Source organism: Azospirillaceae bacterium (assembly GCA_028283825.1).
Classification (GTDB): domain Bacteria; phylum Pseudomonadota; class Alphaproteobacteria; order Azospirillales; family Azospirillaceae; genus Nitrospirillum.
Genome location: JAPWJW010000003.1, coordinates 1889634 through 1906373, shown reverse-complemented (window position 1 = coordinate 1906373; position 16740 = coordinate 1889634). Strand labels below are relative to the sequence as shown.

General features: G+C 66.9%; 14 protein-coding genes. 11 read left to right on the top strand and 3 right to left on the bottom strand.

The window, feature by feature from the left end; translation table 11 throughout:
* Positions 1-57: 57 nt before the first annotated feature.
* The 10 genes from PW843_20600 (at position 58) to PW843_20555 (ending at position 12543) form a co-directional block, all read left to right on the top strand.
* Positions 58-1047: a D-glycerate dehydrogenase gene (locus tag PW843_20600; protein MDE1148974.1), complete on the top strand. Its 990-nt coding sequence runs from the start codon at positions 58-60 to the stop codon at positions 1045-1047.
* 517 nt (positions 1048-1564) lie between these two features.
* Entirely contained in the window at positions 1565-2059 is a 495-nt protein-coding gene (gene rimP, locus PW843_20595; protein ID MDE1148973.1) for a ribosome maturation factor RimP, read from the top strand.
* 61 nt (positions 2060-2120) lie between these two features.
* Complete coding sequence (gene nusA, locus PW843_20590; GenBank protein ID MDE1148972.1) at positions 2121-3614, top strand: transcription termination factor NusA; 1494 nt, start codon at positions 2121-2123, stop codon at positions 3612-3614.
* A gap of 4 nt (positions 3615-3618) precedes the next feature.
* On the top strand, positions 3619-4314 hold the full coding sequence (locus PW843_20585; GenBank protein MDE1148971.1) for an RNA-binding protein: 696 nt from the start codon (positions 3619-3621) through the stop codon (positions 4312-4314).
* A gap of 57 nt (positions 4315-4371) precedes the next feature.
* Positions 4372-7104, top strand: a complete 2733-nt coding sequence (infB, locus tag PW843_20580; GenBank protein MDE1148970.1) for a translation initiation factor IF-2 — start codon at positions 4372-4374, stop codon at positions 7102-7104.
* Positions 7105-7314: 210 nt separating this feature from the next.
* A complete protein-coding gene (gene rbfA, locus PW843_20575) occupies positions 7315-7806 on the top strand; it encodes a 30S ribosome-binding factor RbfA (protein ID MDE1148969.1) in 492 nt (163 codons plus the stop codon).
* Positions 7796-8737, top strand: a complete 942-nt coding sequence (gene truB / locus PW843_20570; GenBank protein MDE1148968.1) for a tRNA pseudouridine(55) synthase TruB — start codon at positions 7796-7798, stop codon at positions 8735-8737. Before rbfA ends, truB begins: the two co-directional genes overlap by 11 nt.
* Positions 8738-8751: 14 nt before the next feature.
* Positions 8752-9021, top strand: coding sequence for a 30S ribosomal protein S15 (gene rpsO, locus PW843_20565; protein ID MDE1148967.1), 270 nt, complete (start codon positions 8752-8754; stop codon positions 9019-9021).
* A gap of 298 nt (positions 9022-9319) precedes the next feature.
* Positions 9320-11449, top strand: coding sequence for a polyribonucleotide nucleotidyltransferase (pnp, locus tag PW843_20560; GenBank protein MDE1148966.1), 2130 nt, complete (start codon positions 9320-9322; stop codon positions 11447-11449).
* A gap of 443 nt (positions 11450-11892) precedes the next feature.
* Complete coding sequence (locus tag PW843_20555; protein ID MDE1148965.1) at positions 11893-12543, top strand: porin family protein; 651 nt, start codon at positions 11893-11895, stop codon at positions 12541-12543.
* A gap of 81 nt (positions 12544-12624) precedes the next feature.
* On the opposite strand, the gene PW843_20550 is transcribed toward PW843_20555, so the two are convergent.
* From PW843_20550 to PW843_20540, 3 genes are all read right to left on the bottom strand, one after another.
* Positions 12625-13230: a DUF882 domain-containing protein gene (locus PW843_20550; GenBank protein ID MDE1148964.1), complete on the bottom strand. Its 606-nt coding sequence runs from the start codon at positions 13228-13230 to the stop codon at positions 12625-12627.
* Positions 13227-13904: a response regulator transcription factor gene (locus PW843_20545; GenBank protein ID MDE1148963.1), complete on the bottom strand. Its 678-nt coding sequence runs from the start codon at positions 13902-13904 to the stop codon at positions 13227-13229. Before PW843_20545 ends, PW843_20550 begins: the two co-directional genes overlap by 4 nt.
* A gap of 133 nt (positions 13905-14037) precedes the next feature.
* Complete coding sequence (locus PW843_20540) at positions 14038-14925, bottom strand: hypothetical protein (GenBank protein ID MDE1148962.1); 888 nt, start codon at positions 14923-14925, stop codon at positions 14038-14040.
* Positions 14926-15352: 427 nt separating this feature from the next.
* Between PW843_20540 and ribA the strand changes: the two genes are divergently transcribed.
* Positions 15353-16516 carry a GTP cyclohydrolase II gene (gene ribA / locus PW843_20535; protein ID MDE1148961.1) on the top strand — a complete coding sequence of 388 codons (1164 nt, stop codon included), beginning with the start codon at positions 15353-15355 and terminating at the stop codon, positions 16514-16516.
* Positions 16517-16740: the final 224 nt, after the last annotated feature.

The window sequence follows — 16740 nt, the reverse complement described above, 5'->3', positions numbered from 1 at the left end:
CCCTGGACAGGCGCCGCCCCCCCTGCTATGGCAGGAACGCCATCGCGGGAGGAACCAATGTCCGAGCGGAAAAAACCCCTCGTCATCGTGACGCGCAAGCTGCCCGACGTCATCGAGACGCGGATGATGGAGCTGTTCGACACCCGGCTTTCCGCCGACGACCACGCCATGCCCCCCGCCGAACTGGCGGAGGCGTTCCGGGTCGCCACCGTCGTCGTCCCCACCGTCACCGACCGCATCGACGCCGCCGTCCTGGCCCACGCCGGACCGCAGTTGAAGCTGATCGCCAATTTCGGCAACGGCGTCGACCACATCGACCTGAAGGCGGCGCGTGAGCGCGGCATCATGGTCACCAACACGCCGGGCGTCCTGACCGAGGACACGGCCGACATGACCATGGCCCTGATCCTGGCCACCGCGCGGCGCGTGGGCGAGGGCGAGCGCCTGATCCGCGCCGGCCAGTGGACGGGCTGGGGCCCCACCCAGATGCTGGGCACCCGCATCTGGGGCAAGCGCCTGGGCATCGTCGGCATGGGCCGCATCGGCCAGGCGCTGGCCCGCCGCGCCCGCGGCTTCGGCCTGTCGGTCCACTATCACAACCGGCACCGCGTCCATCCCGAGATCGAGCAGGAACTGGAGGCGACCTACTGGGAAAGCCTGGACCAGATGCTGGCGCGGATGGACGTCATCTCCATCAACTGCCCGCACACGCCGGCGACGTACCATCTGCTGTCCGCCCGGCGCCTGAACCTGCTGCGCCCCAACAGCATCATCGTCAACACCGCGCGCGGCGAGGTGATCGACGAGAACGAGTTGACGCGCAAGCTGGCGAAGGGTGAGATCGGCGCCGCCGGCCTGGACGTGTTCGAACAGGAACCGGCCGTCAATCCCAAGCTGCTGGCGCTGAACAACGTGGTGCTTTTGCCGCACATGGGGTCCGCCACCATCGAGGGGCGGCAGGATATGGGCGAAAAGGTCATCGTCAATATCAAGACCTTCGTCGATGGTCACAAGCCGCCCGACCGCGTGATCGAATCCATGTTTTAAATTTGCCCTCAGGCGGCGGGCGGCCCCATCCGGGGCCTTGCCTTGTCCTCGATTTTCAGTCCGCCTTCGGCTCCCCGAAAATCTCCGGCGACCGCGGTCGCGGTCTACAGCGCCATGAAATAAGCTTTCATGCCGCCGGTTTGGGGGCTTGATACCTCTTGTCAAAGGGGCGACCGAACACCATATGGGGTCTCGGTGGTTCTTATTGGCACCAATACTGGTGGGTTGTGGGACAACCGGCGGTGACGCTGGCCTGCACCTCCCCAGGGACATGGCGGATGGCGCATGAAAACCCTTTGCGCAAAACGCCGTGGCGACTATGATCCGCCGCAGCAATCCTCATAACGATCCGGCCATCGACGATCTGGTGGCTGGCTGGAACGCTTTGCGGGTGGGCCATTGGCCCACTTTTTTTATTATCTGGGGTCGGCGATGTCAGGCGGGCGTGTTTCGCCCCATATCCGTCCCCAAGCCAAGGGCGGGGGCGGGCGGATCGCGCGCACCCCGGAAGAGATTGATGGACGTTCACGACCGCATCACCGGCATCATCGGCCCCACGGTTGAATCCATGGGGTACGATTTGGTGCGCGTGCAGTTGACGGGCAACGCCCGCCCCACGCTGCAGGTGATGGCCGAGCGCCTGGACGGTGCGGCCATGACGGTGGACGATTGCGCGGAGATCAGCCGCGCGGTGTCGGCGCTCATGGACGTGGAAGACCCCATCGAGGTCGCCTACACGCTGGAGGTCAGCAGCCCCGGTATCGACCGGCCGCTGACCCGCATCAAGGATTTCGAGCGCTACGCGGGCTTCGAAGTGCGGGTGGAAACGTCGCAGGCCGTGGATGAACGGCGCCGTTTCATCGGCATGCTGAAGGGGGTAGAGGACGGCAAGGTGCTGGTGGAGATGCCCACGGGCCCCGCCGCCGTGCCCTTCGACCTGATCCTGCGCGCCAAGCTGGTCATGAACGACGCGCTGCTGAAGGCGGCGGCTGAAGGTCGTCACCAGCACTGAGTTTTGGTTTGTTTTTTCGTACCCGTTCTTACTGATGTAACAGAAGGCAAGGTTCGCTTCGATGGAACTGCTTCAAGTCGCTGACGCCGTCGCCCGCGAGAAGAACATCGACAAAGAGCATGTGCTCGAGGCGATGGAAGAGGCCATTAAGAAGGCGGGCCGTTCAAAGTACGGCCACGAGCACGACATTCGCGCCCGCATTGACCGCAAGAGCGGCGACATCCACCTGATGCGCTATCTCGAGGTCGTGGACGCGGTCGAGGACGAGGCGACTCAGGTCACCGTGTCCCAGGCCAAGCGCAAGCGCCCGGATGCCAAGGTCGGCGATTTCCTGATCGACCCGCTGCCGCCCATCGATTTCGGCCGCATCGCCGCGCAGACGGCCAAGCAGGTCATCGTGCAGAAGGTGCGCGAGGCCGAGCGCGACCGCCAGTTCGACGAGTACAAGGACCGTATGGGCGATATCGTCAACGGCCTGGTGAAGCGTGTGGAATACGGCAACGTGACGGTCGATCTGGGCCGCGCCGAGGCCGTGCTGCGCCGCGACGAATGCCTGCCGCGCGAGCATTTCAAGAACGGCGACCGCGTGCGCGCCTTCATCTACGACGTGCGGCGTGAGCCGCGTGGCCCGCAGATTTTCCTGTCGCGCACCCATCCCAGCTTCATGGCCGGCCTGTTCAAGCAGGAAGTGCCGGAAATCTATGACGGCATCATCGAGATCAAGGCCGTGGCCCGCGACCCGGGCAGCCGCGCCAAGATCGCCGTCATCAGCAACGACAGCGCCATCGACCCCGTGGGCGCCTGCGTCGGCATGCGCGGCAGCCGCGTCCAGGCCGTGGTGGGCGAGTTGCAGGGGGAGAAGATCGACATCATCCCCTGGAGCCGCGACCCCGCCACCTTCGTGGTGAACGCGCTGGCCCCGGCCGAAGTGGCCAAGGTGGTGCTGGACGAAGAGACCAAGCGCATCGAGGTGGTGGTGCCCGACGACCAGCTGTCGCTGGCCATCGGCCGTCGTGGCCAGAACGTCCGCCTGGCGTCCATGCTGACCGGTTGGGACATCGACATCATGACGGAGCAGGAGGAATCCGACCGTCGCACCGAGGAATTCAAGACCCGGTCGCAGATGTTCATCGAGGCCCTGGACGTTGACGATGTCATCGCCCATCTGTTGGTTGCGGAAGGCTTCACCTCGGTCGAGGAAATCGCCTACGTCGAAACCGATGAGCTGACCTCCATCGACGCCTTCGACGAGGACGTGGCCGAGGAACTGCGGGAACGTGCCCGCAACTTCCTGGAAGAACAGAACAGCCGCCTGGAAAACCGTCGCCAGGAACTGGGTGTCACCGACGAGGTGGCGGCCATTGAAGCCCTGACCACGCCCATGCTGGTGAAGCTGGGTGAGAAGGGCGTCAAGACCCTGGACGACTTCGCCGACCTGGCGGGTGACGAGCTGATCGAAATCCTGGGCAAGGACGCCTTCAGCGAGGAAGAGGCCAACAACCTCATCATGGCGGCGCGTGCCCATTGGTTCGCGGATGAAGAGGCTGGGGCCTGATCCGATGGTGCCCGCCGCGGCGATGATACCGGACACCGACGAGTCCCTGCTGCCGGAAGGCGAGGCGGAGGCGGTCGGTGGGGCCAAAAGCCCCTTGCGCCGGTGCATCGCCAGCGGCGTGGTCGGCCCCAAGGACGGGATGATCCGTTTTGTCGTCGGTCCCGACGGCACGGTCGTCCCCGACGTGGAGGAAACCCTGCCCGGACGTGGGCTGTGGTTGACGGCGGACCCCGCCTTGGTTGAAAAGGCGGTCGCGAAGGGTTTGTTCGCCAAGGCGGCGCGCCGGTCGGTGCGGGCCTCGGTTGAGTTGAGGCCCCAGGTGATGGGCCTGTTGCGTCGCCGCTGTCTGGACATGGTCGGGCTTTCCCGGCGTGGTGGCCAGGCGGTGGCGGGGTTTGAGAAGGTGGCCGCTGCGCTACGCGCCAGGGCCATTGGTACGCGGTCGGGCATAGGGCTCAGGCTGGAGGCGTCCGATGGGGCTGCCGACGGCCGGTCCAAGCTGGACGCGCTGTCCCCCGGCATCCCGGTGGTCGACTTGTTCGACCGGGGGGAGTTGGGCATGGCGCTGGGCCGCGATGATGCGGTGCATGCGGTGGTGGGATCGGGGCCCTTGGCCCTGCGCCTGCTGCGGGAGGTGGACAGGCTGCGCGCCCTGACAAAGGGTGCCGTGGCCTCGAAGCCGGGGCCCAGTGCTGGGTAAGGGATGGCCCCGGGGTATCGGCCCCAGGGCGACAACGATGAAACAGTCGGATATCGGATGACTGATACGAGCGACCAGGACCGCAAGAAGTTGAGCCTTACCGGTCGAGGCAAGCTGGAGCTGAAGAAGACGGTGGACGCGGGATCCGTGCGCCAGAGCTTCTCGCACGGCCGCACCAAGACCGTTGCGGTTGAGGTCAAGCGCAAGCGAACCTTTGAGCAGGGCGCCCGTCCGGGCGTCGCTGATGGCGGTGCTGCCGCACGCGCCGCCGCCGAGGGCCGTCCGGCCCAGGGTGGCGGTCGCCAGCCGCCCCGGGGTGGGGCGCCCCGCCAGCTGACCGATGGTGAGCGTGAAGCCCGCCTGCGGGCCCTGCGCGCGCTGGGTGAGGCCGCGGCCCACGACGACCAGATCAGCGATGAGCTGCTGGACGAGGTGGTCGAGGACGAGGGTTACGTGGTCGAAGAGGCCGCGGCACCCGAAGCCGGCGCGCCGGAACCGGTGGTTGAGGAAGCCATCCCCGATGGCCCCCTGGATGACGAGACCCTGCGTCGCCGTGAACTGGAAGAGCTGCGGCTGATCCAGGAGGACGAGCGTCGCGTCGCCGCCGAGGCGGAGAAGCGTCGCCAGGACGAAGAGAACAAGCGCAAGGAAGCCGAAGCCGCCCGCAAGGCGGAAGAGGCCCCGCGCCCGGCGGCCCGTACGGCCGGCGGCGGCGCCACGACGACCACCGAGACGGCCGCCCCGCGCGGCCCGGTGGCGCCGCGTGCAGTCGATGACGAGGATGACGACAGCGGTCGCCGCAAGTCCGGCGGCCCCGGTGGCCCGGCCAAGACCGCCAAGGCCCCGGCTCCGGCCCCGGCCAAGGCCCCCAAGGGTGGGGAGCGGCGTCGCAATGCCGGCAAGCTCACCATCTCCCAGGCGCTCAGCGATGAGGGCGGTGGACAGCGTGGCCGCAGCATGGCGGCGCTGCGTCGTGCCCGTGAACGTGAGAAGCAGCGCCTGAGCGGGCGTCAGGATACACAAAAAGTGACCCGCGACGTCATCATCCCCGAAGTCATTACCGTGCAGGAATTGGCCAACCGTATGGCCGAGCGTGCGGCGGACGTGATCAAGGCGCTGATGCGCATGGGCGTGATGGCCACCATCACCCAGAACATCGACACCGACACCGCCGAACTGGTGGTGAGCGAGTTCGGCCACCGTCCGCACCGCGTGTCGGAAGCCGACGTCGAAGTGGGCGTGAAGGGTGACGAGGACCGGAACGAGGACCTGCTGCCCCGTCCGCCCGTGGTCACCGTCATGGGCCACGTCGACCACGGCAAGACCTCGCTGCTGGACGCCCTGCGCCACACCGACGTCGCCAGCCGCGAGGCCGGCGGCATCACCCAGCACATCGGTGCCTATCAGGTGCAGCTGGCGTCGGGTTCGCGCATCACCTTCATCGACACCCCCGGCCACGCCGCCTTCACCGAGATGCGCGCCCGTGGCGCCAACGTCACGGACGTGGTGGTGCTGGTGGTGGCGGCCGACGACGGCGTCATGCCCCAGACGGTGGAAGCCATCCAGCACGCCAAGGCGGCTGAGGTTCCCATCATCATCGCCATCAACAAGTGCGACCTGCCGGGTGCCAAGCCCGACCGGGTGCGGCAGGAACTGCTGCAGCACGGCCTGGTGGTCGAGGCCATGGGCGGCGACGTCCTGGACGTGGAAGTGTCGGCCAAGACCGGTCTGGGCCTGGACAAGCTGGAGGAGAACATCCTCCTGCAGGCCGAAATCCTGGAACTGAAGGCCAACCCCAACCGTTCCGCCGAAGGCGTGGTCGTCGAGGCCAAGCTGGAACGCGGCCGTGGTTCCGTCGCCACCATGCTGGTGCAGCGCGGCACGCTGAAGGTGGGCGACATCGTCGTCGCCGGCAGCGAATGGGGTCGTGTCCGTGCCCTGGTCAATGATCGTGGCCAGAACGTGGACAGCGCCAGCCCCGCCACCCCGGTGGAAGTGCTGGGCCTGAACGCCACGCCCTTGGCCGGTGACGAGTTCTCGGTGGTCGAGAACGAGGCCCGCGCCCGCGAAATCACCGAGTTCCGTCAGCGCAAGAAGCGGGAGACCCAGGTCGCCCAGTCGGCGCGCGGATCGCTGGAACAGATGTTCAAGCAGATCCAGGCGGGCGAAGTGAAGGAACTGCCCCTGGTCATCAAGGGCGACGTGCAGGGTTCCATCGAGGCCATCTCCGGCACGCTGGAAAAGCTGTCCGGCAACAATGTCGAGGTCAAGGTGCGCGTCCTGCACTCCGGTGTGGGCGCCATCAACGAAAGCGACGTCACGCTGGCCAACGCGTCCCGTGGCATCATCATCGGCTTCAACGTCCGCGCCAATCCGCAGGCCCGTGAAATGGCCAAGCGCGACAACGCGGAAATCCGGTACTACTCGGTCATCTACGACATCATCGACGATGTCCGGGCCCTGTTGACCGGCATGCTGAAGCCGACGCTGCGCGAACGCTTCCTGGGCAACGCCCAGATCCTGGAGGTGTTCAACATCACCAAGGTCGGCAAGGTCGGCGGTTGCCGCGTGTCGGAAGGCATCGTCAAGCGTGGTGCCGGCGTCCGCCTGCTGCGCGACAACGTCGTCATCCACGAAGGCACGCTCAAGACCCTCAAGCGCTTCAAGGACGAGGTCAAGGAAGTGCGCGAAGGGTACGAATGCGGCATGGCGTTCGAGAACTACGACAACATCCAGCCGGGCGACGTCATCGAAGCCTACGAGATGGAGGAAGTGGCCCGCGTCCTGTAACAGGGCCGCCGGTTCCTTCCCCACTGGATTTAGTACCTGCCTGACATCCGGCCGTCCGGTCCAACCCCGGACGGCCGTTTTGGCCCCTGAAAAGGGGCTGTTACGGCCGCCGTTTCCCGTCCGTCCGACGGACGCAACCGCCGCCGCCCGGCCGCACCGTTTCCTGGAAGACAGGGCCGGGCACCCGGGCCCATCCTAGGATTATGACCCATGAGCCGACATGGCGACGGCGACACGCGCGCCGGCAAGACCCCCTCTCAACGTCAACTGCGGGTGGGTGAGGAACTGCGCCACGCGCTGGCCGATGTCCTGCGCCGGGCCGACTTCCGCGACCCGGCCCTGCTGGACCTGAACGTGACGGTCAGCGAGGTGCGCATCAGCCCCGACCTGAAGAACGCCACGGCTTTCGTGATGCCGCTGGGCGGCGGCCATCTGGAACAGGTGGCGGGGCTGAACCGCGTTTCGGCCTACCTGCGCAGCCAGGTGGCCAAGGCCATGCGCCTGCAGCACGTGCCGCGCCTCAGCTTCCAGGTCGATGTCTCGTTCGACTATGCCCAGCGCATCGACCAGTTGCTGCACCGCCCCGACGTGCAGCGCGACCTTGAGGCCGAACGCGCCGCCAAGGCGGCGGATGAGGCTGACGAGGACGAGGCCGGCGAAGATGGGGCGGCGCCCCATGATGGCCCCCACGATGGCCCGTAAGCGCAAGGGCCTGCCGCTGCACGGCTGGCTGGTGCTGGACAAGCCGTCGGGCATCACCTCCACCCAGGCGATGGCCAAGACCCGCTGGCTGATGCAGGCGCAGAAGGCCGGCCACGCCGGCACGCTGGACCCCATCGCCACCGGCATCCTGCCCATCGCCTTCGGCGAGGCGACCAAGACCGTGTCCTACGCCATGGACTGCGGCAAGACCTACCGCTTCACCCTGAAGTTCGGTGAGTCTCGGACGACCGACGACCTGGCCGGCCAGGTGACGGCCACCCATGATCACCGTCCCAGCGATGAGGCCATCGAGGCCGCCCTGGAGAATTTCCAGGGTGAGATCAGCCAGGTGCCGCCCCAGTTCTCCGCCATCAAGGTGGCTGGCGAGCGCGCCTATGACCTGGCGCGCGAGGGTGAGCGGGTGGACCTGGCGCCGCGCATCGTGCGGGTGGACAGCTTCCTGCTGACCGGCCGGCCCGACGCCGACCATGCCGAGTTCGAGGTGGAGTGCGGCAAGGGCACCTATATGCGCTCGCTGGCCCGCGACCTGGCGCTGGCGCTGGGCACGGTCGGCCATGTCGCCGTCCTGCGCCGGCTGCGGGTCGGCCGCTTCACCATGGATCAGGCGATTTCGCTTGACGAATTGGAGCGGGTGGCGCAGACACCTGCGGTCGAAAGACTTCTGCAACCGATCGAGACCGCGCTGGACGACATCCCGGCACTGGCCCTGGCGGAAGCGGAAGCGCACCGACTGAGACACGGACAAACGGTGGCGCTGCTGCGCCGTCAGGACCTGGAACGGCTTGAAGCCATTCAGGGTCGCATGACGGGCGGGGAGCCCATCGCGCTTGCCGTTTCGGGTGGTAAGCCCGTTGCGCTGGTCCATGTCGAGGGGGCGGAGGTTCGTCCGGTGCGCGTGTTGAACCTTTAAGCATGGAGACGACGATGTCGATCACTGCTGAGCGCAAGCAGGCGCTTATCGCCGAGTACAAGACCAACGAAACCGACACGGGTTCGCCCGAGGTCCAGGTCGCGATCCTGACGGAACGCATCGTCAACCTGACCGACCACATGAAGTCCCACTCCAAGGACTTCCACTCCCGCCGTGGCCTGCTGGTCATGGTCAGCCAGCGTCGCAGCCTGCTGGACTATCTGAAGTCCAAGAACCAGGCCCGCTACACCACGCTGATCCAGCGTCTGGGCCTGCGTCGCTAAGTGCGGCTCCGGACGACGTCCTTGGCGCGCCTGTTCCCAGCGACCGGTGGCACCTGCCATCCGCCTTCCGGCGGATCGGGTGTCCCGACGCCGGTGCGCGGCGCCCGGACTCCCGCCCGGATCGTCCAAAAGCGTGCGGTACATGGTTATTGAGTAGTGCAGATGGCCAGCCGGGGTGGACCCGGCTGGCCATTCTGTCATCTAAAGAGCTTCTAACGCGGGTGCTGCCGATAGGGCCCCGGCTCGGCCGTCCAATCCGGGACGTGTCCTCCGAGTATCGGATGGAAGGAATAGAGATATGTTCAAGGTTTTCCGCAAAGAGCTGAACTGGGGCGGCCGCAAGCTGACCCTGGAGACCGGCAAAGTCGCCCGCCAGGCTGACGGCGCGGTCATCGCCACCTACGGCGACACGGTGGTCCTCTGCACCGCCGTTGGCGCCAAGTCGCCCAAGCCGGGCATCGACTTCTTCCCGCTAACCGTCAACTACCAGGAAAAGGCGTTCGCCGCCGGCAAGATCCCGGGTGGTTTCTTCAAGCGTGAGGGCCGTCCGACCGAGAAGGAGGTCCTGACCTCCCGCCTGATCGACCGCCCCATCCGCCCCCTGTTCGTGGACGGCTTCCGCAATGAGACCCAGGTGGTCTGCACCGTGCTGAGCCACGATCTGGAGAACGATCCCGACATCGTCGCCCTGATCGGCGCCTCCGCCGCGCTGACCCTGTCCGGCCTGCCCTTCCTGGGCCCCATCGGCGGCGCCCGCGTCGGCTACAAGGATGGCGAATTCATCCTGAACCCGACGCTGGAGCAGGTCGAGACGACGGACCTGGACCTGGTGGTCGCCGGCACGCAGGAAGGCGTGCTGATGGTGGAATCGGAAGCCAAGGAGCTGTCCGAGGAAGTCATGCTGGGCGCCGTCATGTTCGGCCACAGCCACTTCCAGCCGGTGATCCAGATGATCATCGACCTGGCCGAGCAGGCCGCCAAGGACCCGTGGGACCTGCCGGCGCCGGCCTATGACAAGGCCGCCCTGAAGGGCAAGCTGAGCGACCTGGTGGGTGCGGACATCCGCGCCGCCTACACCAAGACCGTGAAGCAGGAGCGTTACGAGGCTGTCGGCGCCGCCAAGAAGAAGGCGGTCGAGGCCCTGACCGCCGACGGCGCCAACGCCGTCGAGGCCGTGACCACCACCTTCAAGGAACTGGAAGCCGACGTGCTGCGCGGCACCGTCCTGGAGACGGGCAAGCGCATCGACGGCCGGTCGACCAGCGACATCCGCCCGATCGTGGCCGAGGTCGGCGTCCTGCCCCGCGCCCACGGCTCCTCGCTGTTCACCCGCGGCGAGACCCAGGCCCTGGTGGTCGCCACCCTGGGCACCGCCCAGGACGAGCAGATCGTGGACGCGCTGGAAGGCGAATACCGCGAAAACTTCATGCTGCACTACAACTTCCCCCCGTACTCCGTGGGTGAAGCCGGCCGCATGGGCAGCCCGGGCCGCCGCGAAATCGGCCACGGCAAGCTGGCGTGGCGCGCCATCCACCCGCTGCTGCCGGCCAAGGAGCAGTTCCCCTACACCCTGCGCCTGGTGTCCGAGATCACCGAGTCCAACGGCTCGTCCTCCATGGCCACCGTCTGCGGCACCTCGCTGTCGCTGATGGACGCCGGTGTGCCGCTGCCGCGCCCCGTGGCCGGCATCGCCATGGGCCTGATCAAGGAAGACACCGGCGTCGCCGTGCTGTCCGACATCCTGGGTGACGAAGATCACCTGGGCGACATGGACTTCAAGGTGGCCGGCACGGAAGCCGGCGTCACCGCCCTGCAGATGGACATCAAGATCACCTCGATCACCGAGGACATCATGAAGGTCGCCCTGGCGCAGGCCAAGGACGGCCGTCTGCACATCCTGGGCGAGATGGCCCGGGCCATCGGCGGCGCCCGTGAGGCGGTGAATCAGAACGCCCCGCGCATCACCGTGATCAACATCCCGAAGGAGAAGATCCGCGACGTGATCGGCTCCGGCGGCAAGGTGATCCGCGAGATCGTGGAGCAGACCGGCGCCAAGATCGACATCGAGGACGACGGCACCGTCAAGGTGGCGGCCGTGGACAGCAAGGCGTCCGACGCCGCCATCAAGTGGATCAAGGGCATCGTCGCCGAACCCGAACTGGGTGAGATCTACATCGGCAAGGTCGTCAAGGTCATGGACTTCGGCGCCTTCGTGAACTTCCTGGGTGCCCGTGACGGCCTGGTCCACATCTCCGAACTGTCCGCGCAGCGCGTGGCCAAGGTGACGGACGTGGTCAACCAGGGTGACGAGGTCAAGGTGAAGGTCCTGGGCTTCGACGATCGCGGCAAGGTGAAGCTGTCGATGAAGGTCGTGGACCAGGCCACCGGTGAGGACCTGTCCAAGAAGGAAAAGACCGAGGAGGCCTGATCGGCCATACCCCACCCTTCCCGGCCAGGCCCTTTGATCCCCTAGGATTTAAGGCCGGCCGGCGGGGCGGGCGTCGGCCCCGGCCGATGACCTTGGGTCAAGGAATAAGCCGCTCGGAGTAATCCGGGCGGCTTATTTCATGGCCATAACGGCCCGTTAACGCGGACTTTGTGGCGAACCTGGGGCAGTAATCCGGTTTGGACATGAAATAAGACCCGAGTACTGATTTCCATCCATGCGTCAGCCACATGGAAAGTGTGATGGCGCTCACAGGTAATCAAACCTTCACAGGCGTACTGAATCGGGTGTCCATCAGTAGTTACCCGCAATAGTAACGCGATGGACTTGAAGGCGATGACGATACATCGCCAAGACACGCCTAAGTTTTATTGCTTGCAGCAATGAGATAATGGCGGATTTAGGGACCTAAAAGGAGAATTACCATGTCGCATATGCGGACTCTTGTCTTGGCCGCGTCGGCTCTGGTCGCCCTCGCTGCGACCCCGGCTCTGGCGCAGAGCACGTTCGATGGCGGCTATGTTGGTGCCAATGCCGGCTACGACTGGTTCGGCGCGCACCCCCGCGCCAAGGTCGCCGGCCAGCAGAGCACCCCGGACAACCAGGCCCAGGGTTTCAACGGCGGCGTCTTCGCCGGTTACGGCCAGACCGTCTACGACAACATCTATGTCGGCGCCGAAAGCGAAGTGAACTTCTACACCGCCGACCGCACCTTCGGTGACAGCCTGGGCAACTACCGTACCCAGCCCGATTACGGCTTCGGCGTCAGCGCCCGCGTCGGTTACGTGGTGCAGCCCGATCTGCTGCTGTTCGCCCGCGTCGGTTGGCAGCACACCATGGTCGACTACGACACCATCCAGCCCGGCACCAACGGCGCCATCCAGCAGTACAGCCACGAATACAATGGCGTGCGCTACGGCGTGGGTGGCGACTACGCCATCGACGAGCACCTGTTCACGCGTCTCGAGTACGACTACACCGACTACTCGCACGACAGCAAGAACCTGGCGGCCGGCGAAGTCCGCACCACGCCGAACGAGAGCACCGTTCGTGTCGGCCTGGGCCTGCGGTTCTAAAAAGTCGGGTTAATGCCCGCCGTTTGACGCATGAGAAGGCCCGGGCGCTTGCTTGCCCGGGCCTTTTTCATGGCCGGTTCATCAGCGGCTGGAATTGGAATATGTGGCCCAGGTACGCACCGGGCCGGTGTCCACGTGGGTGTGGCCGCTGCCGTCGTAGAAGGCGGCGCCGCCGCGCTGCATGGTCTTGGCGATCTCGGTGATGGCGTCGCCCTTCAGCGCGGGGATGCGGATGTCGGCGGCCCGGCCCTGCATGTGAAAGCTTTCACGGGCGGCGTTGCGGTTGACCTTGACCAGGGCGGCGTTGGTCTCGGGCGAGCGGTAACCGGAGAGGATGTCCACCTGCGTGCTGGGCGGCAGGCTGGACCGCAGGATGACGCCGCTGATGAAATCCATCAGCGCCGGGTCGATGTCGTGCGTCTCACCGGTATGGCGGTCGCGCATGATGTGGGCGACCTCCGCCATGGCATGGGCGTCATAGGCGCCGTCGTGCCAGTAGATGACGTCCACCTTCTCCTTGCTGGGCGGGTGCACCAGCACGATGCGGCGGATGGCCAGCGTATTGGCTGGTGGCAGGTCGGCGTCCGCAGCCGGAACGTCGAAGGGCTTGGGCGTTTTTCCGCCGCTGCAGGCCGCCAGGCCCAGCATCAGGGCGGCCGCCGCCGCGCGCACCATCGTCTTCATCATGGTATCAGCCGGTATCCGCCGGGTTCGGTCACCAGCAGGGTGGCATTGGCCGGGTCCCGTTCCATCTTCTGCCGCAGGCGGTAGACGTGGGTTTCCAGGGTGTGGGTGGTGACCCCCTCGTTATAGTTCCACACCTGGTCCAGCAGCTGTTCGCGGCTGACCACGGCGCCTTCGGCACGGTGCAGGTACGCCAGGATTTGGGCCTCCTTGTCGGTCAGGCGGGTCTCGGCGCCGGTCCCGTCCCGCAGGGTGCGGGCGTCGGCGCGGAACTCATAGGGGCCGATGCGCGGGGGCGGATCCTCCGCCGGGCCCTGGCGCACATGCAGGCGCAGCCGGGCTAGCAGGGTACCGATGCGGAAGGGCTTGGCCAGGTGCTCGCTGGCCCCCACGGTATCGGGCGGCACTTCCCCCTCCGGCATCATCAGCAGGATGGGACAGGACACGCCGGCCTGGCGCAGGCGGGCGCAGATGGTGGCGCCGTCCAGGTCGGGCAGGCTGTGGTCCAGCAGGATGGCCTCGAACGGGCCGCTGTCCAGGGCGGCCAGCGCGTCCGCGCCGGTGGCCGCCAGGCACACGTCGAATTCCTCCAGTGCCGTCAACTGCTCGGCCAGCAGGTGGCGCAGGGTTTCGTCATCCTCCACCAACAGAAGTTTCTTGGCACCGGGGGTCGTCATGAGGCCTGGCTATGGGGAACGGCTAGGAGGGGGCAACGGTTCAGGGCGTGCCAGCCGCCTTCTTACCATGGGGCCGGCCCGGACGCATCGCCGACAGGCGATATAGGCGCCATCGGGGAAGCGCCACGGGATCTCAGCGACGCGCCAGGATGTCGGCCTGGCCGATGACCAATTCAACCCGCATCACGGCGGCCCGCCGCCGTTCGCGCCAGGCGGCGATGCGGTCGGCCATGGACGGGTCCCGCGCTTCGGCCGTGGCCGCCAGCGTGTCCACCAGGTCCAGGTGCGCCTGGCGCGACCGCAGGCCCGACAACCGCCAGTCCGACCGGCCACCGTCCAGCCGATAGCCGACGCCTTCCAGCTTGGCGATCAGCCGGGCGGCGGCCTGGTCGCCCAAGGGGGCCCCGAAGCCGTAGTCCCGGGCCGCGGCCGCCGTGGTCGCCAGGTCCACCACCATGCCATCGTCCGGATCCTCCGGCCGCCATTCCAGCCGACCATCCTGCAGGCTGGTGGCCAGCACCGGCGGCCGGCCGCTGGCAATCAATTCGGATACGAAATCATCAAGCCATTCCGCTGAAACACGGTCAAAGAAGGCGTTGCCGGCCACGCCGTCGTGGCGCTGGATGCCGACATCGTGCAGGTCGGTGGACATGTCCTGGCACAGCAGGGTCAGGCGGCTGCGCATGTCGTCGCCAAACAGGATCAATTCACCCTGGGTGCCCTCGACGGCGTTGCGCGCCACGCCCCAGCCCAGCTCATGCGCCCAGCGCTGCATGCGTTCCGCCACCCCGTCCAGGGCGGCGGCATCGGCATCCATCAGGGTCCAGTCCTGGATCATGCGGCCCAGCCGCGGCAGCAGGTGGCGGACATTGGCGCCGACACCGGCGCCCAGGTCCAGGATGTGGGGGCGCGACGGCACCATGCGGGCGAATTCCCAGGCCAGTTCGATGGCCCGGGCCTTGTCGTCCAGCGGCTCACGCAACGCCAGCCAGGCGACGTCGATGTCCGACGGCTGGATCATGGCGGCACCCCCGCCGCCCCGCCCCGGCACATCCGTATGGGGTGCTGCGGAAGGGCCAAGTGAGATTTCAATGAAACCAGGATGTTAAATCGCATCGGGCAACGGCATCATCCATCGTACGCCCGAAACCCGGCGCGGGAAATCCATCCATACTCTGGTATCATCGGTTGGGAAAAGCCATGGTTCGATGGGTCATATAAGGCCGCGGTGCCAAGGGTGGTTTGCAGCCGCGGTGGGTGCCGGCGGGCCGTCCGGTCTAGGTCCCATGCAACCCTGGCGCTTTCGCGGGCACCCCGGGCCCCGATACGGTACCCTCCCCGGGGTGAAAGCCGGGGCGAACCGTTGTGGACGGGGTGCCGCATCCCCATCTGCCAGCCGTGGCCGTCCGCCTCCTGCCGTCTCTTGTCCGCTTTTGGATTAGCCTGCCATGCCGCTTGCCGCCGCACCGATCCAGCCGCTTCCCCGTGCCGTCAGCCGGTCCGTGCAGCGGGCGTTCGCCGAACTGCGCCGGGGCGACCTGGTGATGCTGAACGGGTCGGACGGGCGCTGCCTGCTGGTGCGCGCGGCGGAGATGGCGGACGCCGCCGCCGTCGCCCTGGTGCGCCAGGCGGCGGGGTCGGAACCGGCCCTGGTGGTGACTGACAAGCGTGCCGTGGCCGCCGGCCTGCTGGCGGCGGCGGTTCCCGCGCACGCCGCCGATCCCATCGGCGCCGGCACGGTGGTGGTGGCACCCTTGGGGGGGCTGACCTGCGATCTGGTCCGTCATCTGGCCGACCCCACGCGCCCGGGGCCCGCACGCACCGATGATGCGGCGTTGCCCGTGACCGTGCGTCCGTTTCCGTCCGCCGAGGGTGAGGCGCTGCTGCTGGTGAAGCTGGCGCGCCTGCTGCCGGCGGTCATCGTGGCCGAGGTGCCGGCCGACCGCGCCGGCGTGATCACCGGCCGCGACGATGTGCTGTCGGTGGACGGCGCCGCCATCCAATCCTACCAGCGCGCGGGCGAGGCCTCGCTGCATGCGGTGGTGGAGGCGGCGGTGCCGCTGCTGGATGCAGAGAATACTCGTTTGGTGGCCTTCCGTTCCCCCGATGGCGGGGTGGAACACCTGGCCATCGTGATCGGCGATCCCGATCCCACCCAGCCGGTGCTGGCGCGCCTGCATTCCGAATGCTTCACCGGCGACCTGCTGGGCTCCCTGCGGTGCGACTGCGGCGCCCAGCTGCGCGGCGCCATCCGTGAGATCGCGGAACAGGGCAGCGGCGTGGTGCTGTACCTGGCGCAGGAAGGCCGCAACATCGGCCTGATGAACAAGCTGCGCGCCTATCGCCTGCAGGACACCGGCGTCGATACCGTGGATGCCAACCTGGCCCTGGGGTTCGAGGCGGACGAGCGCACCTATCTGCCGGCCGCCACCATGCTGAAGGCCCTGGGTTATACCCGTGTCCGGCTGATGACCAACAACCCGGACAAGCTGGCGCAGCTGGCCCGCTGGGGCGTGCAGGTGGAAGACCGCGTGCCCCACATCTTCCCGGCCAACGGCCATAACGTCGCCTATCTGCGGACCAAGGCTGAGAAGTCCGGGCATCTGTTCTGACAGCGGCATGAGACTTCCGCTCATGCCGCTGTAGGCCGCGACGGCGGCCGCCGCAGTGTTTTGGGGGAGCATAGCGGACCAAAACGCGAGGATCAGCCAAGCCGGCGGATGCTGGCGCCCGGCGCTTGAGGGTGCATTTGAGCGTTCACGATCAAATGCAGGTGTAAGGGACGCGCGCTGCCGGGCTGAATCTGCCGGGGGGCGTCTTCCGCCCAGCGATGTCT